The organism is Myroides sp. LJL116 (genome assembly GCF_054871685.1).
On record NZ_JBTXLR010000016.1, the window covers coordinates 44,076 to 67,130 of the forward strand.

A 23,055-nucleotide genomic window follows, 5' to 3' on the forward strand; every position below is an offset into this window, starting at 1 on the left:
AACTAAGCTAGAAGGACAAGACATCTGCTATTCCTTCTTTTTCAAATAATATCTTTGATTAGGACTTGTTGGTTTATCAGGAACAGACAAAGCTATTAACTTGCATCTATTGCTGGTTGTAAATAATTATATAAAAATGTAGGACGATGCTTTATACCTACAAGTTCCATTAATTCAGCAGTACTATATTTCTTATCAATCCTTAGTGAAATTAATACTGTAGCTTGTTCGGTAGCTTGTTCGGTAGCTTGTTCGGTAGCTTGTTCGGTAACTTGTTCGGTAACTTGTTCGCTTCTAGTTAAAAATTCCATTGAAGGCAATGTAACTCTTAAAAAGTTTTCTGAAAAATGTAAACTATCTTGTTCATAAGCCTGTAAAATCCTTGGAATTCCTGAACTAATTGCTCTACCAAATCAAAATCCTTGAAAATACGCATCAATTTTTTGTTTTTGATGATGGAATAAGGAAAAAAGTAAGAAATAGCAAGTTCTAAAATGGCTTATAACGAGAGCGTAAATTAGTAATAGTACCAGCCAAAAGGCTTATACAACAGTTAGATGAATCTCTTATGTAGCTTAAAAAGCATTATAAGTATAATTGTTTTTAAAAAAAGTAGTAGAATATCTCTAAATCTAAAAATCTTTATCGGTTCTAATGTTTTAGGGAGAACCTCCCCCTATTCGGTTCAATTTATCAAGAATTGAATGAAGATCACTTTATAAAAGGAAATAACTTAATATGCTTGAATCAAGACTTCAGATGAAATATGTAACTTTTGGCTTAGGGTGCGAATCATATCTAAAGGTAATTTTCGTTTTTTACTTAAGATCTCACTTGCTCTACTTTTTAAACCAATCATCTCTGCTAAATCACTTTATGTATATCCCATTTGCTCCATTCTAAACTTAATGGACTCAATAGGATCTGGTAAATCAATAGGAAAGTTTTCTTTTTCATACTTTTCAATTAATATGGCTAAAATTTCCAACTCATCACTCTCTTCTGTCCCAGGAAGTGCCTCAAAAATAATCTCTAGCCTACCTAAAGCTAGTTCGTAATCTTGTTCTGATTTTATAGGTTTCACTTTCATAATTTAAATAGTATTAGCACTAATTCTATCATATTGTGAGTAGGTTCCTATAAAACGAATCCATATCACCCCATGAACAAAATTTATCTTAGCTATCCATCGAAAATGATTGCCTTTTATATTAAAACAAATTCTATTGTCTTTTAATATACTTGCGCTTGGATAGTCGCTTTTTAATTCATTAACATCTTTCCAAGTGGCTCTTTCTGACTCTTGGAACCATGCTTTTAACTGCTGCTCACTATCAGCGTGTTTTTCCCAAAAGCTACGTGTTATTTTTATTGCTATTACTCTCAATTAAAACAGTTTACACAAACATATCAATGTTTTCCCAATTTGGGAACTTTCCTAAATATTTTATTTTATCTTCCAATAAAAATGCTAGAGACTTAAGAGAAGACTTAAGTTTTAATGACGTTCCTAATCTCAATTTTTTCTTTGATACAAGCTACATCTAAATCATATTGTACTTGATGGATAAAATAGACATGCCCCAAAAAGTTAGGCACTTTTTGGGGCATGTCTATAATGGTTACTTTTTATATGAAGAACAAATTCATTGTTACATTGCTCTAGTAGAATTTCACCCTAGTGGAAGTACCACTAGGATCAATTCTTTACTTATAACATCTTACAATGATTATCCTTTGTAGAATTATTTAATAATTATCTCAAAGTAATAAATCTACCTAGTAACCAATGTAATGTTTACTAAGTTGATAATTATTTTCTTTCTCCTTTATAGTTAAAGGTACCATCACTAAAACTCATCTCTCTTTTTCCAAAACGTGTCAATTTATAATATTCACTGTCAATGAACTCGGATATTTTTTGATTTTTTAAGTTAATAAGACCTACAACATCATCTAAAGATACTGGAGCAATTCCATAAGAAAAAGGTCCCACTATCTCACTATATATAAAGGGAATAACTGTTTTATTATTGGCATCAACAAAGCCCCATTTGTTGTTATGCTTTACGCCAAACAGCACATCTGCAGGAGATAAATCCGCATTATCATAAAAAGCAATGACTTCTTGATACATAATAGGAACAATGATTTTCCCTTCTGCATCTGCAAAGCCATATTTATCTTTTTTCTGTACAATAAAATATCCTTTGTTAGCTACAGTAACTTTATCTACATTAGAAATGTGTTTAGGCTTAACACTCTTGTTACTAAGTACATAATAGGAGTCACCTGATCGAATTAAGGCATTATTAAACTGCTCACTTACTTCATAGTCATCTACCTTCATTATTTTAGTATTGTTTCTATCCACTAACTCTTGTGGTGACTCATCATCCTCTTGTATTAGCACAAAATCATTCAATAACTCTTCTATACTATAGTACGTAAGTGGTTGCATTTCAAAATGAACATCCAAATAAAAATATTGGTGATCATTAGAAAAGAAATAGCTATTTATAGATGCGTATTCTTTTGTTAATTCTTTAAGGGCTTTTAAATCTTTATTATAGACAACTACCTTGCCTTTATCGTAGCCAATAAATCTATCTTTAGGATCGTAATTTACTAGGGTCTTTGTTACCTTTTTCTCATAGATTTCACTATTAAAATACATCACAAGTTGATCAATAGGTTCTCCAAAGGCATAATACAAATAACGTGCTTCTTGTGACTTATTATCTTGATCGTCCCATTTCTTCTCTAATTGACTTATTTTATTTTCTACGACCTTTTTAAACTCGGTATACTCAAGTTTGCTATTTTTCTTTGCAAAAGCTAAAACTTGTTCAACATCTTTTAAGTATTGCTTTAAAAAAGCCTCAAATTGATCAGGATGCATACCAGTTCGTTGTGATTGATAGCTACTTAGTCGTTCTTTATTTTTTAATTGCCCTTGCACCTGATCAATATCCAATTTTTTGTTGGATGTTTTAAGCAATATGCTTTTATCGCTTACTTCGACCACTTCTATATTTACACCATTATAGGTTGCTTTTTGATGTAATTTGGCAGGAAGTACAAGACTGTCTATTTTAGATATTGCTGAAAAATCTATCTCAAGGTCTATTTTAGATACCGCTTTTCGCAATCCCAACTCTAAATTAAAGCGACTATTAATGTTGGTTTGATCCTCTATGTTTTGTACACTACCATCGTAATAATACACCTTTTTCAAATAAATAGGCTCTTTGATCTCTTTTAGTGAGCCATCAATAAAAGGATCATCTTGTAGATCTATAGTGAAAAAGCCTTTATAGACACCATCAGTAAATCGAATATTTGGCTCCGTGATTTCATCTATATAGGCTTGATATTCCTCAGGATTAAAGCTCAGTTTCAAAGGCATCACTTTAGAACCCGTAGATCCTTGCTCATTGCGTTCAAACATTCGAACAAGGGTTTTAAAGGAGTCAAAGTCACTCTGCAGCACTTCAATGTACTCTTCATTGCTACTAGCGCTGTTATAATCCTCTAATGCCACCTGTCCTTGTGCAAATAGGCTAATTAAAAGAAATACCAGGGTTGGAAAATATATTCTCATCGGATAATTTTAAGTTCGTTTGTATTACTATCTATATAAAACAGAAAAGAAATATTTTCTGCATACTTTAAGCCAACAGCCTTTAGATAAGAGGTTTTATCTAGAGCTTCTAGGTAAGCTAATTGCCCATTATTACTCAAGTGAAGTTTGGTTTGATTAGCCGTTACCACTTTAAATGATCTTTCTAGCATATTTTGCAAATTAGCATATTCATGGTAGGACCTAAAATTGCTACTATTATTATTATAGGTGTACTTTTCTAAAGTAGAATCATACAAAAGCGCCGTTATTTGGTCGATATTTTTGTCTAAAATTAAATCAGCATATTCTTTATAGAACTGCTTGATTTGGTTTTCTATATCTTTTTGTTCACGCAAATCTTTCCCATTAGTCCATCCAGTTACCTCATAGGATACTGGCACTTCTAATTGATAGTTAAATTGAATGTCTTTTTTTGTGTAATCATTGGTACCAGAATAGGAAGAATATTGTGTTTGCCCATTTTCTACAATGGTATCGGTCACCCAAGCTCCATTATCAAATAAATCAATTGTTTCTAGCTCTTTCCAATTACTATCTAGATATTTAATCGAAAAACTTGCGTGAGAATTTTTAGGAATCTTTGCCATAACATTGCCTTGATCATCAATACCAGGAGTTAGTAAGAAAGTAAGGTCAATAGGCGTCTGTGGATTTAAAATGTATTTATTAAGTAGAATTGTCTCATACGTAGAATATTTACCTTCTTTATTTTTAGGTAGTATTGGGATACCATCTATCGATACTGTTGCAACCGTATTAAAGGATTCAACTTCCAAAACACATATAATTCCATTTTTATTTACTGGTAATTCATCCGATATATTCGCAAAAGGATTATCTACCACTTCGTAAAATCTGATCCTTAATTCACCTTTTGCATCTTCATCGATCTCTTCTTCTTCTTCTACGTCTACACTAAAAATAAGATCAAAATCGCGGGTAACTACTTCATACTCTCTCTCACTGTAGTCCTGTTTTATAAACAGATCATCTCCAAAGTTTTCCTCTAAATAGGCAACTAGTTCTTTCGCAGCATTTTTTCTTGAAACATCCAGTTTGCCGTAAAAGTACTTTTCATAAAAATAAACACCATTTAATGGAAAACCATTCCATGTGCCATGATCATTTTTTCTATAATCCTCTACAATAAGATCAAATTCATTCGCATGATATGCTTTTTGGTAACTTTCTAAAGTAGTGAGCTTATCTAAGGTAGTAAGTTTATCTGAAGCGGAATTAGACCGGTCAAACAAAGTACAAGCAGTAACTACTGTACCCAGTAGTAAAAGCGCCATTATAATAGCGATACGAGGGATTCTCATTTTTTAAATTTGTGAGTGAAGAGGCTAATTTACGAACTATTTTAACATTTTTAAATAATTTAAATACTTATAAAGCTATACAGTGTCGTGTCTTAATGGTCTGAATAACTAACTGCAGCTTATTATATTAAAAAATCATTGCCATAAAAAATAGAAGGCTAATCCAACGATTATAATAACAACCGATAAAAATATATTAATTGCTTTTGCCGCAGATTCACCGAATTCATTTCGAATCCAGGCGATATGAAATACGTTTGCTGCTGAACCTTCATACATCCACCCGTACCCCTTAATGGAAGCAAATAAAAGTACAACACCAACTACTATAAAAGCGAGCCCACCATAATGGGGATTTTGACTCAGTAAATTATCTAAATAATCCGTGACCTCTTGAAACTTTTTACTCATAATTCTTTAAAAAAATGGAACAAAAAATAAGATGTGAAACTTCTCAACTTATTTCTTCTATATTTTATAGTACATCTATATATGGGATAGCAATAATATATTCCCCTTTCACTTAACATATAAGGTATTACTCCTTAATTCATCTAATAATAATTTACAATTGTAAAGATGGTTAAAGCAAAATCAGCCCCTTTAAATAGGATTAACGGGAACTAAACCAATAACTCAATAAATTTTATTTTTTTAATCTAATTTTAGTAAAAGTATCTACTCTATCTACCTTACTATTTTTAATACTATCTGCTACTGTATCAATTAAATCTTTATCTATACTAAATTTAGAATAATCTATTTTTCTAGTTCTTTTAAGCTCTTTAGGAAACCATAGTCCTACTGCATTTAAAAAGCCATTTTCAAACTGATATTCCCAGTCTGCTTTCTCTTCTGCATTTAATCTATAAGAATTTCCTTTCTTATAATATCCAGGGAATTCATTTTTATCCTTTTCATCAAGGGGACCAAACCATTCACTACCATCAACACTAGTAATGGAGTCTTGAAAAAATTCACATTTACTATATTTTACATCCGTAATATCGTCAATATTAACAATAGATTCATAAAATATCAGTTTGTTAAAATCACCTATTTTAAAAGTATTTGTTTCATATTTATTATCCAATTCTATATACAGAAAAGGAAGCCATTCTTTATTAGAATTTGGAATATTAAAAGTTGAAGACCTATAAATGATTTTTTTACCAGTTACCTCTAAAGTACAGTAACTAGAAAAATCTATAATTGAGTCTCCTTGAACATAATATTCATAGTACTTCACGGAATTACATGAAAAACATAACACAGATAAGAGTACTACTATAGTCTTTATATGAGCGGCAAATTTCATTTATATTATTTTGATATTTCATTTATGCTTTGCGAAAGTCACACTTACTAATTGATTATGAATTTTGTACTTACTAAAGCCTTTATGTGATTATTTCATTTGAATATCCCTATTTCTTTCTGGTTCATCCATACACTTCCATACTCTCCACATCCCCAAAATGCCTTTAGATTATCATCTATATAGCTGCCTTGTCTTAAAAACGGAAGATGCTTTTAAAACAAAGTGTTGACTTACAATAAAGGCCAATTGTCTGAATTCCTGTCAAAATCGGAATTAAAAGTTACAACTATCCTACACTAGACCCAGATAACAACTAACTTTTCAATTGTCTTATTAAAGTGACTCTATGTAATGATTGGGATATAACTCCCAATATTTCTGATAAACTCTATCTTTTTGATCATCGAAGTTAAGCTGATACATTCTAAAAATAACCTGAATGTTTTTAGGTTGCCACAATTCTTGATAAGTGTATTGGTAGTGCATACCTATATTCTGCATTACTTTTGCACTTGCTGCATTATGTACATCATGTGTAGCTGTAATATAAGCAATATCGGTTTGTTTTAACCTATCCAGTACTGCTAAGCATGCTTCGGTACAAATACCCTTGCCCCAATAATCTTTTCGAAGTCCATATCCTAAATCGTGACTATCTTCAGGGCTTATATTGATATATCCAATGGGAATATTATCCCCCTTCAAACATATAGCTAAGTGTAACCCCTGTTGCTTATCATACTGATCAAGATATTTTTCTTGTAGGTATTCTTTAGCATCCTGGATACTTTCTAATAGAAACATAGGCAAAAATCTATTCACTTCCTTATCCCCTAAAATTAAGAGCAAAGCGTGAGCATCTTGTTTTGTAAAATGCCTTAGAATTAATCGCTCTGTTTCTATATACTTTATCTTATTCATCTTCTTACTTATAATCTGTTATTTTTAAATCTACTATTGAACAATCAACTATACAAGAAAAATAGAAATATAATTCTAAATCATATAGTAGAAAGTCACTGCGACTTGGCTTACAAATAAGGTAGCACCCAAACGAACTTCTCATATTCAATACAAGTAAGTACAACTCAGATAGTTAAAAATAAACCAAATATCTACATAGTGTATGATAATAATTAAAAATGCATAGATCCCCCCTAGGTAACTAATCCTTTACAGGATATAGAATAGTTCCATCTACTCTATGCATCTCAATTAATCGCCATTGACCAGAGGGATGCTTTTCTAATGACACAATAATAGTTCGACTTGTTTTTTCTCCAACGGCTTTGATTACCAATAGAGCTGTACCCTGTTCCTTTTCAGCTGTAATATATCCTAAAGGAACTTTACCATAACCAACTATTGTTCCTATTTCCTTGTTTAATTGCTCATTACTTTGTATTTCATCGATTGCCAATAAGTAAGCATCCGTTTGCTTCATGGAAATACTAGTTGTAAAAAATAAAAAAGCAAAAAATACTACTACAATACTAACTAAGGTAATAATACGAGAAGTTAGTGGAGCTTTAATAGGATTGTTTAACACTGCCACATTTGTAACCCTATCTCCTAACCTCTTATTTTGTTGACTACTAATCCATATCAAGTACTCTATTGGACCTAAAATAAGAAATAGATTACGCAAAAAGAGCCTAGGTAAAGAAGGTACTTTATTAGGGTTGCTTTCATCACGAACCATAATACCCATAATCCACTTTCCTAAACTTACTCCCTTATATAAATCTTTAAAAAAATAAAGGACCATGCCAATTATTAAGCCATAAACTAGCGTTCGTAAGACCTCAGTTAAATTATTTACATCGATTAATTCGTTCCAAAAAAGTATCAATAAAACTACAAGTATTGGAAATACTATAATAAAGTGATCTATTAAAAAAGCGGCTTTCCTACGTATTTTACTGGACCTTTTAAATTTTTGTTGTTCCATTCTTTCAGTAAATAGTTATAGTGAAGTAAAAATAGCCCTTCAAGAACCTTAATTACCCCTTTTCAAAGTACCCACTATAAAACTAAAATAAATCAGTTCTACAGATATGGTTTGGGTTTTAAATCTTACTATAAATTTCTTTTAATTCTCTTTCATATTTCTTAGCATTGCCAACGCGAATAGCTTTCAGATAAGGTCCTAATTCAGAGGGATTCGTTTTAAGCAAAAAATATTCTATTAGATATAGTAGTAAAAAACCTTTAGAATATCCCAGCACTGTTTCATTATCATTTTCTTGTTCGGGTTCTTCCCCAAGTGGATACTGCTGATCAATTATAGCATTTTCAAACTTTTGTAGTTTTAATAAAACAAACTCGGTAAAAATATCTTCATCACTTCCAAGTAAGCTTACTGCCTGATCCCCTGACAAATGCGCCATTTTCAGCTTTTCTTGGTCACGAGCAGCAACTGTATCTCGATAGTGTTCATAAATTTTAATCTTTGTCCTTTTATTTATACTGTTAAGTAAGTTTTGATAATTACTTGAATCAATTATATTTTTTACTGTTTCCATTTTATTAAACTATTTATTGCTAATCCATTTCCAAAGCCTATATAAATCCCTGTCAAATCAAGACAAGCAGAGGCCTATAGTTAGCAATAAAAAAGTATACACTGATTCTCATGCTTCCTTAGCTTGTCTGTTATCTTTGTCTTTCATCATTTAAAAACGTCCCTACTCTAGATAATAACATTTCTATCCTTTTACTTTTTCAAAATAATCTTTTTCCCATTACAAGTGAATCCTTGAGTAAATGCCAAATTTATCGCTTTCCTTGAGCTTGTAAGAATATAGTCATACAAACTACTATACTGCTCAAAGTTTGGATTTAAAGAATGAAAATTTTTATCGTTTATTGGCATATAATAACAATCCTTAACTTGCTGTAGACCGTAATTTGCCTGATCACAATTAGGAATTGGAATAGAAATGGAAATCTCAAACTCTTTATCGGAAGGAAATCGCTTTGCACGTTTAAAAACTCCAATTTTATCCGTTGAGCGAGAAACTACCGATATTAAAAGTCGCCAATCATTCAAATCTTGTATATTAACATCTTGAACGAGAGTTTTTAAATAGGCATTTAAATCTTTTTCAATAGACTCTATATCAACATCATCCCTAAGATCTGGAATTTCAATAGGCATTGAGACCTTAATATTCTTATTCATAGTCTGTTTATTTTCTGATTTAATTAAGCTAACTGTTTTCCTGATTCACTACCACTGTATAGATCTTAAATCGATTTCGATTACTTAGAAAGCTTTTCACTGAAAATTCTATAGGGAATCAAACCTTTATCCTATATGATTTGTATGATTTCCTATTCATATTCATTACTGAAGTAAAAATCTTTATATACGCCATCTTCATTAGTAATATGGATATATCTAGCTATTCTTTGCTGTGAATGATCACTTAATTTTTCAATTTCGAATCCTGCTTCCACTTCTTTATTGTTTATAAAATAAGAAGTTCCTCTAAAAAATGGCCCAAAATCAGAGGTGTATTTATAAAAACTAATTACCATTCTATCTCTTTTAGGAGTTGAATCTACAATAGTTTGTACCATATTTCTCACTTCTTCGATATTATTCTCATTCGTGTTTTTTATCAGATATAAATTAGTAGTCACATTAGATTTAACCACTTCTAGTTTTCTATCACACGAAGTAAAAACAGAGCAAAACAAAACCGAAAACACAACTAGAATATATCTTAGCATTTTAAATCATTTATTATTCTTATCTACTAACTTCTCTTTTTTTACTTTAGTATACTGCCTTAGGTATAGAAGGTTAATTATAGCCGAAAAACATATATCTAAAGCTATCTGCAACCTATAAATATTAGGTACTTTGCTCAAATGTGATTAGCCCTCAAAATAAAAGATTCCTATCCGCATGGACGGAGTCCAAAAAGTTGGATACAGTTATGCAATTTAGCCTTTTTTACAAATACTAACTCCTATTGTAGCGTACTATTCAAAGAAAGTTTCTAATTTTAGGCAGTATAGAAAAAACATAATAAATGATGCATAATATTTTACTCTTACTACTCTTATGCATAGCCTTTCCAACTTTGGGACAACAAGATGCAAATAGTAGTATAGAAAGAAAAATTCAAGACCTACAAAATTACGATCATGAACCTATCTATCAAGTGCATGTAGAATCACCATATGCTTTTTCTATTTTGATAAATGGCATTCCAATTGCCAATAAAAATGCTGCTTATCCTTCGGATTATATAGTCCAAATTAATAATTGTATTCCCAATTCAGGTAAGCAATCTATTGAAATTTTCATTTATCCTAGATACACAGTGGACAATAAACAAAATAATTTCATGGAAAAGGATGTTCCCTTTATCCTATCGATTGAAAAAACCAATTGGCAAAATGGACTACTAACAGAACCTGAAGTTGTTTTTCAATATGAATTGCCTACTAAGGATTACTCACAAGTCAAACAAATTAGTTATTCTGGTGATTTTAAAGCCAAAGTACCCTATTTATTAACCGACTGGAGAATTGGAAATACTGTAGATGTAAGAGATAGTGTTGCTATTAAAGCAGAACTACTACAAAGGTATAAAAATTTAAAATACAGCTTTGAAAATCAACAAGGCAGTAAATATATCAACGATCTTTCATTAGGGCTGTATAATCTATATCAATCCAGTTATCTTTCACAAGAACAAGCTTTAAAGCATTTGAAACATAAAGAGGCTTTTATAAATAGCAAAACAAGAGAACTTTTAAATTTGGAAGACTATAGGCTAGAAATATCTACAAACGGAAAATTACTTTCCTTAAGACGCATAGATGGCTATAATTCTAGAGAAGGTATACTTAGAAGGACCTACAAAAAGGGACCTAAAGAAATGGTACAAGTGGACGATATTATTTTCTATTCTCCCACAAAAGGAAAATATGAAATAGTTTGGTTTAATAACCTTGTTAAGTCAATGTACCCTTAAAGCAAAACTAGGCTTGTTACTTACAAGAGTATACAATGAACAAGACATGCTTTATGTTTTATACTTTAAATCAAAAAGCTGCTATATAACACCAAACAAGAAAGATTCACAAAAGGAATTTTACTATGTCATTAATTAACATTAGAAAATGAAACAACTACTATACCTCTTGCTATTTAGTTCCTTACTGCTGTCATGTACAGAAAAAAATGCAGCGCAAAGAAAATCTATGATAGAAAATAGTCAAGAAACAAAAGGGGAATATCCTACCAACTACATTATTGATTTAGCATTAAAACTTCCTTATGAACTATATATTAATGACATTTTAGCCTCATCAAAATCTAGAGGATCTAATGCTGCAATAGAAGTTAACCCCTATGTTTTAAAAAATGGAAAATATAAAGTAAAATTAAAGCTTTTCCCATTTTGGCAATTAGACCAAACAAATATTAAATTAGAAAACATTAGTAACTCTAAAGTATCTTTTGGCTACTATAACAAAGACAGAAATACTGGTGAAATAAAGAAATATACTACTGTCCCATTACTTTTAGAAACTCCAAAGCAGGATATACCCTATTTTGAGCAAGAATGGGAAATAAATATAACAGATCTTCCCTACGAACTAGAAGGATGGAATAATGGGCAAGATTTATCCCAGATGGACAAAAAAGAATTGGAAAAAAAAGTAATTACTTTTCATGAAAAATTACACAAAATACTAGATAGTGGTGATGGAGCATCTTGGAATAAAATCACAGCAAAAAGGCTGGAAGAAACAATTGTGTATGATTACATTACACAAAGCAAACTACAGAGTATTAAGGAGATAAATAAAACAGATATCCAAAACAACTGTAGAAATACAATGATTCCATTAGACAATTATGAGTTAAAGATCTATGCAAATGGAAAACTTGCTACATTAAAAATAAACACACACACAACAGTGTTTAATAATGCCAATGGGCTGGATATTTATAATTGGAGTCCATTAATAAGGGAAGGAAAAGCTTCTGGAGCTGCAGATTACCCTGTGCTACTATATCTTCCACAAGCAAGTGAAGAATTTGTAATAATTAGATAATAGATGGACCTTATATAATAAAATTCTTGATATGCCAAAACTAAAAGAACAGCACACTGTACCAGACTTACTGATTATGAGTAACAGGGAATACTAGAAGTGATTGACCTCACCCTCACAAATAAAAAAAATGAAAGATAATTTACAAGCAATGATTCAGCAATAAAAAACCGATTCGATTTAAGCGGTTTTGATTATGCTGAATCCAACCTTAATTAAGCTTATCGGTCCACTTACCTTTTACTATTTCCCTTAATTTTGAACCATCAAGTTTTGTGGCTATTTGAGAAAACAATGTTACCTTTGGTATTACAAAAGTAATTTTGGTTCACTATTAACCTTTTGTAAATACGAGCTTATCGTTTTCAAAGAAAACAGCTAAATTTAATACCATCAACAAAATGAAAGATACAAACAATAAAAAGTCTTTAGTTCGCTCCTCATCGGCAGAATACTTAACTTTTATTGCTGCAACAGGCCAAGGTGGTGTTGATGCGATTTATGCAGACGAAAATATTTGGCTGACGCAAAAAATGATGGGCGCGCTATACAATATAGAAACACATACTGTCAATTATCATATCAAAAAAATATTTTCAGATAATGAGTTGGAAGAAAGTTCAGTTATTCGAAAATTTCGAATAACTGCTAAAGATGGAAAAAATTATAACACACAACACTACAATCTTTCTGCTATTATTGCCGTTGGTTACAAAGTGAATTCCGAACGTGCAGTACAATTTCGTAAATGGGCAACGCAAATTGTGCAAGAGTTTACGATCAAAGGTTTTACAATGGATGATGAGCGCCTTAAAAAAGACGGTACGATTCTGGGAAAAAAATACTTTGAAGAACAACTTCAACGCATACGGGAAATTCGATTGAGTGAACGTAAATTCTATCAAAAAATAACTGATATTTATGCAACTGCCATAGATTATGATGTAACTGCTCAAGCTACGAAACGCTTTTTTGCTACAGTTCAAAACAAATTGCACTGGGCAATACACGGTCAAACTGCACCAGAAGTTATTGTAAATAGAGCCGATCATCAAAAGGAAAATATGGGATTAACTACTTGGCAAGATGCTCCAAAAGGTAAAATTCAGAAATTTGATGTTAGTGTGGCTAAAAATTATTTGTCTGATAACGAAATGCAACAATTACAACGTTTGGTTTCGGCTTATTTAGATATTGCAGAAGACACGGCGATAAGACAAATTCCGATGACGATGGAAGATTGGGAAAGTCGATTGAATAGATTCATAGAAGCTACAGACAGGGAAGTGTTACAAAACGCAGGCAAAGTAACTTCTGAAATAGCCAAAGCACATGCTGAAACTGAATTTGAGAAGTACAGAATTATACAAGACCAATTGTTTGAAAGCGATTTTGACAGAATCGTTAAATTAACTCCACCTAAAAAAAACGAGGAGTAAAATTAATAATTGCAATAGAAGAAATACACTGAATCCCAATTAGAAAGCCTTTATTGTAATGGCTAAATAAGAATACACAATTTTTGGCAATTAGAAATGCAGCATTTTGAGCAACAAGACCGCACAACTTATGCAAAAATAATTATATACTTTATCTTTTGGGGCTTTTGTCTCTACTGAGCAACAAGCAACGCTATTTCATGAAAGTGTAATGTAACAAAAAGCCCAAGAAGACTATTGGCAAAACAAGATATTTTGCACTCTTATATTTGAAAAATATTTTTTAAATTTCATTCCAATTGCTCCTAATGTGTTATTTAAGATATTCGATACTAAATAAAATTAAAGACTGCAATTGGGGATTTGTGCTTCTAATTTGCTCTTTATTTCTTGCGGAAGATTAAGAGCATCTTCTATATGTAAACTTACCAAACTAGGTATATCTAATAAGGCTTCTACATTGTTTATTCTCTGACAATAAGGTAATCCTAACTCCTTTAAATTTTTAAAACACTTAAATATTTTACAATCTATTTGCTCTTTTTTCATAGACCAAATCCATATGATTTCTAAGTTTTCAAAAGAGCTAATCTTTTTATAATCAAATCCTTTTAAAGGGTTCTTTATTTCAAGAATCTTTAAATCCAAATTAGGAATGAAATCTAAGACATTAGTTTTGCCCACATTATTTATTAGAAGAGCTTCCAATTGACTAAATTGATTTATTATTTTCAACATACTTGAATTAATCATTCCTACTCTTAACCATTTTAAATTTGGAAAAACATTGTGATTAACTCCCCATAATCCCCCTCCACTATTATCTCTAATCTCTAGATACTCCATACTTTCTAGAATATTTGTTTCTAACCAATTATGTTTATTTGCTTTAATTAAATCATTAGTAATTCTACCATTTAAAGCCAAGTTGGATAGAACTAATGATCTTAAATTTTGCGGCAACATTTCTTTTGTTAATGGTAAGAAATTAACAGGGATTTGAAGAGCACAAATACTTTTAAAGTTAGTTATTATAGCTGGAAACCTACAATCGCAAGGGTTACTTGGTATTAATGCTAAAAAGGCTACATTATCGCGTTCAGTGGGGAATTCTCCCCAAGGTTTAACTATATCAAATAAGTCCCCTCCCTCTGAAGTGTTAGCCCAAGACAAGCCCAAATCAAAGAGGTATTCATTTCTCATTTTTATAATTTCCAACATCTTGTTTGCTTTATTTATTGTTATTATTTCTGTCTTTATTTATCAATGACATAATGAATTCATCCATTTCTTTATCATGCTCTGGATTTACTACTAGATAATTAACTTGGTAATTATTTTTCAAAAAGCACAAAAATTCTTAAGAATCCATATAGATATCATCCCGTCCTTTAATCCCAATGACTTCCATTCCCCTTAAGCAAGGGAGAGCCCCAGAGCTTTTAAAGTTATTATCAAAACACACCTCTTTAGTTACTTCTACATTGCAAAATTCAAATCAAGAAAAAACACCTTTTTCTAATTCTTCTTTCAATGTATTGATTACTACATAGTAATTAGAGATAACAACCGAATCTTCTTCTAACCAATCTTCTAAATGAAGGGTATAATTTTTTGAGATGCAATTGTAGCCAAAAATATAGATGATGGAAAATTCCCAAGACTAAATGATGCATATAAAGTAATTCTATAATAGAATGTACTCTATAAGTCCCATAAAGATTTAAAAGCGTACTTATTCTTAAACTCCTACTAGTAACAGTGCTTTATTACACCTCTAGTGTATAAAACTTAAATGGTATAGAAATTAGAGATGATCCACTTAGATGATGGATATATTCTTTAATCCTATTAATTCGATGTCTTTCAAATCTACATTTTTACATTTTTCTAATAATAGATTTTCCATGTTCTTCATTTGCTCTAATGTTTGTTTTACCTGAACTAAAGAATTACAACTTTGAATAAATATGGTTTTGAGCTTATCACATTCTTCCAGACCTCTGATTGTAGTAAACTTTCCTTTTATAATGCGTAAGTATTCTAAATTCTGCGTTCTACTTAGAAAAGATAAATTTTCTGCTTCCACGCCTACTATTATTAATCGGTTTAATAATTTTAGACTTTCCCACCCTGTAACCTTTGGGTAATAGCCAATAGTAAGATTTTCAAGCTTTGGAAAATTAGAAAGGTCAGTGGAATCAAAATCCCAACGTAAATTCTTTAAGTTGGATAAATAGTATAAACCCTCCATGTTAGATTTTTTTGAAAGAGGAACTAACCAATGAAAAGTTTCAACAAAATCTCTACCTTTTAAAAACTCAAAATTTACAGTCTTTTTTTGGTTGTCATTTATATCGGTACGAATACAAACATCTTTAATCTTATTTTGTTGAGCATAGTCAAGACCTTCTTCAAGGTAATCAAATAGAATTGTTATCCCTTTAAAGCTAGATGTTTCGGTAAGATTTACTTTATATTTTTCCATAATTATATCTATTTAACTACCCCTATAAAAAACATCATTAAGACCAAGAAAAATTATTAGCTTTACTTACTTCAGTGAAGTACGCAGAGTTTTAAGTCACTTGTTTTAACTATTGTACTTTGTCTAATTTTTTGGTGCTCTTTTAGAAATAGTCCCTAACTCTTTTTCCTCTCACTTAATAAATACCATATACTACCAAAAAATGGAAATACTAAGACTAAAAGTATAAGTAAAATCTTACTATTTGCATTTATAGGTGATTTTATAATTAAAAAAGTGTATATATCATTAGTATGATAATAGCAATCATTAATAATTGCCAAATGAATACAAATCCCATAAGTATTAAATAATGTCCAAATAAAGTAAAAAAATATATGTACTATCCTATATACATACTTGCTTTTAGAAGCCCTTTTTTACTTTTATTTTTATTGTTAAAATTTATGCAAATATTATAAATATTTAAAAATAAAAAAACTTTAAAATACTGTCCAACGTAAATTCTTTAAGTTGGATAAATAGCACACCCCCCATGTTAGATTTTTTTGAAAGAGGAACTAACCAATGAAAAATTTCAATAAAATCTCTACCTTTTAAAAACTCAAAATTTACAGTCTTTTTTTGGTTATCATTTATATCGGTACGAATACAAACATCTTTAATGTTATTTTGTTGAGCATAGTCAAGACCTTCTTCAAGGTAATCAAATAGAATTATTATCCCTTTAAAGTTAGATGTTTTGGTAAGATCTACTTTATATTTTTTTATAATCATATCCATTTACTTACCCCCCTATAAAAAATATCATTAAGACCAAGAAAAATTACTAGCTTTACTTACTTCAGTGAAGTACGCAGAGTTTTAAGTCACTTATTTTTACTGGAGTACTTTGTTTAATTTTTGGAGCAGATCTAAATCCTAATGCTAGTAAATATGACATTGTAGGCATTAACCAAGAGCATGTAGATGCAATTCGGCAACAAACAATAACAAAATTAGGTTTATAAAATTATGAAGAATATTACACTAGAAATTGGCGATGTATTTCTTATACCATATCAAGATAAATATGCTGTTTGTAAAACATTGTGGATTTCAAAAAAGACAAAGAATGCTTTTTCATTTATTGTAAAAGACAAATTAGTTGATACAAAAGCAGAAGCCTTAGAAATAATAGATATTGCCAAAAATATTTCTGTGCAGATTTTTACTGGATTAATTAGTGTATTTTATACAGACATTACAAAGCTAAAAAAAGGCGAATGGGAAATTATTGGAAGCCAAAAATTGACAATTGAAGAAAGCAATAATCTTCAGTATCACAACATCGCAGGCAAATTATTTAAAGGCGACCAAGAAGTAAGACCATTAAACGATGCTGAAATAAAAATAGTTCCCAAAATGTTAAATGCAGGATATGAAGCTATAAATAATTTTCTAAAAATGGCATTCGGATAATATAAAATTAAAACCGCTCCACACACTGGAGCGGTTTTTTTAGCTCTTTCCACTCCAAAGGGGCAATAAAAAGAGGCAATAAAAGTATGGCAAAGCCACGCATTTAATATTACACTTAATGTGTTTTGAGTTTTAGTGTTCTAATCGTTCATTTGTAAAGCTAAAAATCGTTCAAAATGAAAAGTTATGCATATTTCTTATTTCCTCATAACATTTTAATTTTATTGATATTACCTCTATTTCCACCTTGCTTCCTTTTTCGTCTTATTCACTGATTCTGTATTTTTCTTCCAGTTTAATTTGTTTGTTATTACTTCGTATTTTTTTATTACCAAATGCATAAAGTAGAGAAATTCTAAAATCTCTATTTTGAAAGTAGTTGTTTACATTCTGATAACCCCCATTGATGTAGCTAGTGAATTTTGCTCTATCTTGATTTAAAATATCTCTTGCAATTATATTGATTTGAAGAGATCTTGATAGTAGAAAGAATTTTACAGAAGTAGATAGATTACTTCTATTATTCCAATATAAATTATCTTCATGTCTTGGAAAATAATGCCAATAAGAAGTGGATAATTGTATATTTCCACTTTTTACTAATTTTAAATTACCATTTAAGTAAAGGTAATTAGCCCATCCACTATTTCTTGGAACAAGTCCGTTATTTGATTTGGTTTGATTGTAATATGTATTCCATGAAGAGTATATCTGTAGTTTCTTATAAATCAAAAATGTGTAGGATAAATCAATTCCATAAGAGGATGCATTGTATAAATTATCATAGGTTTTTACCATGATATCCTCTGCAGATTTATAAAAAAAACTTCCAATCACATCTTTTCTTATTGTACTATACAAACGAACATTAAAATTATTGTTTAAAGTATAGCTTAAGTCATAATTATGTGAGTAGTATGGCTTTATTATTGGATTACCTATTGTGTAAGTATATGGATTACTATATTTTTTAAAAGGATTATAATTCTCACTACTTGGTCTATCAATACGCTTGGAATAACCTAATGAAAGAATATTATCTTCATTAATAGCATATTTTAAATGTAAGGAAGGGAAAAGATTATCATAGCTAAAATCGCTATTTAGAGATTTTAAATGTATATCAGATAACTCATATCTTAATCCAAATTTACTTCTAAATTTAGCTGACCACTTATTTTCAATACTAGCATAAAGAGCAAAATTGTCTTCCTTATATTTGAAATTACCAGCATCATATAATTCGGGTAATATTAAATAACTAGTATTGGAATCATTATTAAAACTTGCATATTTGACTCCAGATTCAATAGTGAATTTTTCATAAGGCAAGGATAAATCTACTTGACCAGTATATATTTTGAAGGAAAATTCAGATAAGGTATGGATACCATCTCTCTCGTTGTTTTGATTTACAGTAGCTCCATTGTCATCAGAGTGCCTATCAAAGTAGTTAAAAGAAAAAGACAATAGATTGTCTTTAGCTCCTAATTTCTGATCAAAATATATATTGCTAGTTTTATAATTATATTTAAGATTCCTTTTATAATCATAGAATCTGTTTCCTAAATTATTATCTTGGTTTATTCCGTTTAAAGCTTTTGAGGAAGCATCTTGCTTTCCAATGTCTAGTATCAGACCAATGGTGGATCTTTCGCTTAAATTATAATTAATTTTTACGTTCATTAAAGGATTTTCCATTTTATTATCCTTGTTAGAAGATTCCATCATTTGATTTGAATTATCAAAATAATAATGTGAAAAGTCTCTTGGTTGTTTCTTCTGCTTAGCATAGCCCAGCATAGTAGAAACTTGTATTTTTTTAGAAGAGTAATTAACTAAAACATTAGATAAATTACTCAGTGAGTTTCTTTGAATAAAAGTAGTGGAAGCCATAGCGTTAAACCCAGAATTAACGTCTTTCTTAAGAATTATATTTATCAGTCCCCCACTACCTTGAGCTTCATATTTTGCCGGAGGAGTTGTAATCACTTCTATGGATTTAATATTCTCACTTCGAATTGTTTTTAAGTAGTTAGCTAATACTCCTGCTGATAAATTGATCATGCGACCATTAATCATTACTCCTACATTACTTTTTCCTACTATTGACACACCATTTTCACTAACATTCAACATCGGGGTAATTGATAATGCTTCAAGAGCATCCATACCCATTGAGGCAGGTGAATCTTCTAAATTAAAAACTAATCTATCCGTTTTTCGCTCTATCCGTTTTCTATAGGAAGAAATTTCGATCTCATTTAATAGTACAGATTCGTTTAGTATGTATTCATCTAGTATGGTGTCTTGAACCAATAAAATGCCTTTAATAGTATGTTGTTCTCCGTAATGCTTAAAAAGTAAGTCGTACTTGTTTTCTTTAGCTCTTATTGTATAGTTACCTAAACTATCTGTAAAAGTGTCTTTAATAAAAGTATTATTTTCTAGTAGTGTAATATGCACATATTCAATAGGATCATTTTCCTGGTTTAAAACCCTTCCTTTTAGTAAATATTCCTGCGCGTTCGCTGTGAATGACATTAATAATAACAAAACAATCGAGTAAATGTACTTAAGATAACTATCCATTTTGAGTAATTTTTTAATTAATAATCAATTTTTAATCACAACAAGCGTAAGTTAATTTTTTAACACATTCAAAAAAATTATACCCAATTGAGTTTAAGTAGATTCTCTGTTTATGATATATAGGTTACATCTTGCGGAACTCAAGTGTCCCTTGGGTGATTTTGATAGAAAATAGTTTTAATAAAAAAACAACATACCTACCTTTAAATCAAGCTTTTACAAACATATACGCGCTATTTCTCAATAGATTTAGGACTTTCAAAGTTATTCCCATGGTAAATAAAGAGGGTCAAGAAGCACTATTCTTATAGCTCAATAAAGAAGTACCGAATTGTACTGTCCTAATGCTGTATCTTCTTTGTTTTTTAATCCTAGTCATAGCAGCGAAGTTTCCCTTTTCAAATACCCATGTGATGATTTTATCTGTGGTTACCGCATACAAAAAAACCTAAGAAAGACTAACTCTCTTAGGTTTAATTATTCACTTACATATAGAAGAAACACTTTATTAGTATTCCTACAAAACATAACTAAATCTCTATAAAATCAATATTTAAATTAAGCTTCTGGATTAAACTTTTCATTTTATCTGAAATAACATATAAAGACATAAACTCACTATCTCTAGCAAAATAAAAATCGTCAAGTATCCCTTGCTTTACTTTTATTCTTGTGGGTAATAATCTACCGTCTGCCATTTTTCTGAATCTTGAAGTCTCTTTATTTATAAGGTCTACATACTTCTTTATCCTACATAGATAAAAACTATAACTTTGATTGTTCAAAAAAATTTCTATTGGAAAAAATTGAACTTCATCTCGTAAAATATCTTCAAAGTACTCTTTAAATCTAGCGGAAAAAATAGGAATATTTATGGAAGCTTCTAAAAAATCTAAACTAAGTAATAAAGAATCACTATTTCCTTTTTGCGAAAATCCTCTTATGGTTGTATGCTTTAAAAAATCGCCATCTTCTTTATCATTGATAAAATAATTAAATATACGCGAATTGCCATCCTTAATATCTATGATAGATAATTCATTAGACTGTTTCTGTGTTAATTTGTACATATTTTATTTTTTTCTTGTAGCACATGTATATGTACCATCATTAAATTCTTTTCTTCTTTCTTGTTGCAATGCTATCATCTGCTGTTGAGTCCTTCTTTGATCCCGGCCTTCAATTTAAAAACATTCTTCTTCAAAAGGCCAATCTGCCCCACACTCTTTCAATTATATTAAAGTTACCACTTGACTCTAGGGAGTACATCGAAGTTCTCTCTTGGAACGATAAAATTTCCTTTATTAAACCACTATACCTAATTTGTAGCTTTATTTTTAATAACACTCTAGTCTTTTACCCTTCGATGCTCCATGCCCTTCGACAACATCTTTATTTGCCTTTTTTTTTACTTTTTTTTGACACAAAAACCGACTTAAACAAAGCGGTTTTCTATTATCTTTTGAGTTTTTTATGGAATAAGTTTTACATCAATTTTTTCTTTTAAACTATTTATAAAATCAAAATCAGTAATTTTCTTACATCTTTCAATCAGCAATCTTTGTAGTGATTTCAACTCTTTTATAGGCGGTACACCTTTAGCTAAAGTGCTAAATTCAAAGTTCTATCCTACTTATTGGCCAAAAACGAATCCTATTAGTTTTTGTTTTGTAAATTTAAGTCATAAAAAATCATTTTGGCTCACCTCGGTTCTGAATCTAAGCTTTCAGCCATAAATTCCCCGCCTTCGGCAATACCCAAAACGTTAGGTATAATTTTAAAAAAATGCGTCGAAAAATTTAAACTTGCAAATGTTATTAAATTTTGGTAACTATGAGTAAGTAAATTAAAAACTAAATAAAATGGGACGTAATACATCTGTTTCTTTAGGAAATTATTTTGAGGATTTTGTTGATACAAAAGTGACTCAAGGAAGATATAAAAATGCTAGTGAAGTAATTCGTGCTGGATTGAGATTATTAGTAGAAGAAGAAAATAAAGTTCAAATTTTAAAAAATGCAATACAAGAAGGAATTGAAAGTGGAATTGCGAAAGATTTTAATCCTATAAAGCATTTAGAAACACTTAAAGCCAAAATGAAAAATAATGGCTAAATATTTCTTTACTAACAAAGCCGTAGAAGACCTTTCTAAAATTTAAGAATACACATTTGAATTTGGGTCTGAAACCCAAGCTGATAAATATTACAACGAAATAATTGAATATTGTGAGATAATTTCTGAAAACCCCAATATTGGAAAGAATTACAAAGAAATCGATTCTACGATATTCGGCTTTGTAGCTAAAAAACATATTATTTTTTACAGAATTTTGAATCTTCAAAAAATCGAAATTGAAAGAATTCTAGGAGCAGAAATGGATTTGAAAAACAGAATGAAAGATTAATAAAACTACACCTAACCTATGTAACTGTGCACAACTCCATTTTTGACGTAAAAACTAAAATATATAACCTCGTTTAAGCCTTTTAAAATGGCACCAATTCCGGTTTAATTTGTGCCAATTGGATTTCTGTGTCGGTTCATGGCACTGTATCTTTAAGTGTGTAAGTTCAAAAAATAAGCTTGGGTTAGGTTTTGTTTAAAGTCTAACCCTATCTTTATATAGGATCATAAATTGGTCTAATATTATTCCCCAGTTTCTTACTGGCATAGTCCATTTTCTAGTAGCTTCTCTTACAG

Annotated in this window: 22 protein-coding genes and 1 pseudogene; 6 read left to right on the forward strand and 17 right to left on the reverse strand. The window is 30.3% G+C overall.

The genetic code is table 11. From position 1 onward, the window contains the following. Positions 1-95: 95 nt before the first annotated feature. The 12 genes and pseudogenes from ACYSNM_RS11365 to ACYSNM_RS11420 form a co-directional block, all read right to left on the reverse strand. Complete coding sequence (locus tag ACYSNM_RS11365; protein WP_461757022.1) at positions 96-311, reverse strand: Fic family protein; 216 nt, start codon at positions 309-311, stop codon at positions 96-98. A gap of 422 nt (positions 312-733) precedes the next feature. Further along, a pseudogene (locus tag ACYSNM_RS11370) lies at positions 734-1,090 on the reverse strand (helix-turn-helix domain-containing protein). A gap of 3 nt (positions 1,091-1,093) precedes the next feature. Continuing rightward, a complete protein-coding gene (locus ACYSNM_RS11375) occupies positions 1,094-1,387 on the reverse strand; it encodes a type II toxin-antitoxin system HigB family toxin (protein ID WP_461757023.1) in 294 nt (97 codons plus the stop codon). 426 nt (positions 1,388-1,813) lie between these two features. Next, on the reverse strand, positions 1,814-3,604 hold the full coding sequence (locus tag ACYSNM_RS11380; RefSeq protein ID WP_461757024.1) for a WG repeat-containing protein: 1,791 nt from the start codon (positions 3,602-3,604) through the stop codon (positions 1,814-1,816). Next, positions 3,601-4,968: a hypothetical protein gene (locus tag ACYSNM_RS11385; protein ID WP_461757025.1), complete on the reverse strand. Its 1,368-nt coding sequence runs from the start codon at positions 4,966-4,968 to the stop codon at positions 3,601-3,603. The genes ACYSNM_RS11380 and ACYSNM_RS11385 overlap by 4 nt, the downstream gene beginning before the upstream one ends. A gap of 135 nt (positions 4,969-5,103) precedes the next feature. Then, complete coding sequence (locus ACYSNM_RS11390) at positions 5,104-5,379, reverse strand: hypothetical protein (RefSeq protein WP_461757026.1); 276 nt, start codon at positions 5,377-5,379, stop codon at positions 5,104-5,106. 235 nt (positions 5,380-5,614) lie between these two features. Then, entirely contained in the window at positions 5,615-6,286 is a 672-nt protein-coding gene (locus ACYSNM_RS11395) for a hypothetical protein (RefSeq protein WP_461757027.1), read from the reverse strand. Positions 6,287-6,622: 336 nt separating this feature from the next. After that, on the reverse strand, positions 6,623-7,210 hold the full coding sequence (locus tag ACYSNM_RS11400; protein ID WP_461757028.1) for a GNAT family N-acetyltransferase: 588 nt from the start codon (positions 7,208-7,210) through the stop codon (positions 6,623-6,625). 244 nt (positions 7,211-7,454) lie between these two features. After that, on the reverse strand, positions 7,455-8,240 hold the full coding sequence (locus tag ACYSNM_RS11405; RefSeq protein ID WP_461757029.1) for an RDD family protein: 786 nt from the start codon (positions 8,238-8,240) through the stop codon (positions 7,455-7,457). Positions 8,241-8,358: 118 nt separating this feature from the next. Continuing rightward, complete coding sequence (locus tag ACYSNM_RS11410; RefSeq protein ID WP_461757030.1) at positions 8,359-8,814, reverse strand: hypothetical protein; 456 nt, start codon at positions 8,812-8,814, stop codon at positions 8,359-8,361. Between the two features lie 191 nt (positions 8,815-9,005). Beyond that, positions 9,006-9,473 carry an Imm9 family immunity protein gene (gene imm9 / locus ACYSNM_RS11415; RefSeq protein WP_461757031.1) on the reverse strand — a complete coding sequence of 156 codons (468 nt, stop codon included), beginning with the start codon at positions 9,471-9,473 and terminating at the stop codon, positions 9,006-9,008. A 152-nt stretch (positions 9,474-9,625) separates the two neighbouring features. Next, positions 9,626-10,027: a hypothetical protein gene (locus ACYSNM_RS11420; protein ID WP_461757032.1), complete on the reverse strand. Its 402-nt coding sequence runs from the start codon at positions 10,025-10,027 to the stop codon at positions 9,626-9,628. A 305-nt stretch (positions 10,028-10,332) separates the two neighbouring features. Between ACYSNM_RS11420 and ACYSNM_RS11425 the strand changes: the two genes are divergently transcribed. The 3 genes from ACYSNM_RS11425 to ACYSNM_RS11435 all read left to right on the forward strand — a co-directional run bounded on the left by ACYSNM_RS11425 (position 10,333) and on the right by ACYSNM_RS11435 (position 13,812). Next, on the forward strand, positions 10,333-11,283 hold the full coding sequence (locus ACYSNM_RS11425) for a hypothetical protein (RefSeq protein ID WP_461757033.1): 951 nt from the start codon (positions 10,333-10,335) through the stop codon (positions 11,281-11,283). A 229-nt stretch (positions 11,284-11,512) separates the two neighbouring features. Continuing rightward, positions 11,513-12,373: a hypothetical protein gene (locus ACYSNM_RS11430; RefSeq protein WP_461757034.1), complete on the forward strand. Its 861-nt coding sequence runs from the start codon at positions 11,513-11,515 to the stop codon at positions 12,371-12,373. 401 nt (positions 12,374-12,774) lie between these two features. Continuing rightward, on the forward strand, positions 12,775-13,812 hold the full coding sequence (locus ACYSNM_RS11435) for a virulence RhuM family protein (RefSeq protein ID WP_461757035.1): 1,038 nt from the start codon (positions 12,775-12,777) through the stop codon (positions 13,810-13,812). Between the two features lie 342 nt (positions 13,813-14,154). On the opposite strand, the gene ACYSNM_RS11440 is transcribed toward ACYSNM_RS11435, so the two are convergent. The 3 genes from ACYSNM_RS11440 to ACYSNM_RS11450 all read right to left on the reverse strand — a co-directional run bounded on the left by ACYSNM_RS11440 (position 14,155) and on the right by ACYSNM_RS11450 (position 17,083). Next, positions 14,155-15,015, reverse strand: coding sequence for a hypothetical protein (locus ACYSNM_RS11440; protein WP_461757036.1), 861 nt, complete (start codon positions 15,013-15,015; stop codon positions 14,155-14,157). Positions 15,016-15,634: 619 nt separating this feature from the next. Beyond that, positions 15,635-16,300: a hypothetical protein gene (locus ACYSNM_RS11445; RefSeq protein WP_461757037.1), complete on the reverse strand. Its 666-nt coding sequence runs from the start codon at positions 16,298-16,300 to the stop codon at positions 15,635-15,637. Positions 16,301-16,765: 465 nt separating this feature from the next. Next, positions 16,766-17,083 (reverse strand): hypothetical protein, encoded by a 318-nt coding sequence (locus ACYSNM_RS11450; RefSeq protein WP_461757038.1) that lies wholly within the window; start codon positions 17,081-17,083, stop codon positions 16,766-16,768. 231 nt (positions 17,084-17,314) lie between these two features. On the opposite strand from ACYSNM_RS11450, the gene ACYSNM_RS11455 reads away from it, so the two are divergent. Continuing rightward, a complete protein-coding gene (locus tag ACYSNM_RS11455; RefSeq protein WP_461757039.1) occupies positions 17,315-17,761 on the forward strand; it encodes an Imm26 family immunity protein in 447 nt (148 codons plus the stop codon). Positions 17,762-18,025: 264 nt separating this feature from the next. On the opposite strand, the gene ACYSNM_RS11460 is transcribed toward ACYSNM_RS11455, so the two are convergent. Together ACYSNM_RS11460 and ACYSNM_RS11465 are read right to left on the reverse strand one after the other, a co-directional pair. Continuing rightward, positions 18,026-20,353, reverse strand: coding sequence for a TonB-dependent receptor (locus ACYSNM_RS11460; RefSeq protein WP_461757040.1), 2,328 nt, complete (start codon positions 20,351-20,353; stop codon positions 18,026-18,028). 530 nt (positions 20,354-20,883) lie between these two features. Further along, on the reverse strand, positions 20,884-21,423 hold the full coding sequence (locus tag ACYSNM_RS11465) for an imm11 family protein (protein WP_461757041.1): 540 nt from the start codon (positions 21,421-21,423) through the stop codon (positions 20,884-20,886). 792 nt (positions 21,424-22,215) lie between these two features. On the opposite strand from ACYSNM_RS11465, the gene ACYSNM_RS11470 reads away from it, so the two are divergent. After that, on the forward strand, positions 22,216-22,467 hold the full coding sequence (locus ACYSNM_RS11470) for a type II toxin-antitoxin system ParD family antitoxin (RefSeq protein ID WP_461757042.1): 252 nt from the start codon (positions 22,216-22,218) through the stop codon (positions 22,465-22,467). Between the two features lie 103 nt (positions 22,468-22,570). Next, positions 22,571-22,759 carry a type II toxin-antitoxin system RelE/ParE family toxin gene (locus ACYSNM_RS11475; RefSeq protein ID WP_461757043.1) on the forward strand — a complete coding sequence of 63 codons (189 nt, stop codon included), beginning with the start codon at positions 22,571-22,573 and terminating at the stop codon, positions 22,757-22,759. Positions 22,760-23,055: the final 296 nt, after the last annotated feature.